The 649-nt window shown below is 61.9% G+C and carries 1 protein-coding gene; it reads left to right on the plus strand.

Annotated elements, in window-relative coordinates; genetic code table 11:
* Nucleotides 1-143 precede the first annotated feature (143 nt).
* Nucleotides 144-649: LysR family transcriptional regulator (locus EC86_RS0100290; RefSeq protein WP_029523727.1), on the plus strand; the 506-nt coding region annotated here is incomplete at its 3' end.

Below are 649 nucleotides of genomic sequence, written 5' to 3' on the forward strand. Positions count from 1 at the left end.
GCGGCCTTCATTTTTGCCATTGATTGCTCCTTGTTTAGATGGCTCGATCATTCCTTTGGCACGTGTACTTGTGAATACCATTGCATCGATAAGACCTATTCCATGGCGGCATAAATACGCAAAACGCGATTACAGTCAGCGCCATGGATCGCGTCACCGGCATTGCCCTTTTTATTCGCGTCGTCGAGACCGGCAGCTTCAGCAAGGCGGCCGGTGAGACCGGCATTACCCAGCCCACGGCCACCAAGGCCGTGGCCGCCATGGAGCAGCGCCTGGGCGCCAGGCTGCTGCACCGCTCGACACGCGGCGTGACGCTGACCGAAGTGGGCGCGCTGTATTACGACAAATGCAAGCTGATCGCCCGCGAGATCGAGGAAGCCGACAACCTGGCCACGCTGCTGCAAAGCAAGGTGGGCGGCAACCTGCGCATCAGCACCTCGGTGGCGTTCGGGCGGCGCGTGGTGGTGCCGCTGGTGCTGCGCTACATGCAGCAGCACCCGGACATCACACTGGACTTGACCTTTGACGACCGCTACGTGAACCTGGTCGAGCAAGGCATTGACCTGGCCATCCGCATGGGGCCGATGGCCGACTCGACGCTGGGCGCGCGCTACCTGGGCACCAATCCGTGGCTGATGGTGGCGGCGCC

The sequence above is a fragment of the Polaromonas glacialis genome (assembly GCF_000709345.1).
GTDB classification, from domain to species: domain Bacteria; phylum Pseudomonadota; class Gammaproteobacteria; order Burkholderiales; family Burkholderiaceae_C; genus Polaromonas; species Polaromonas glacialis.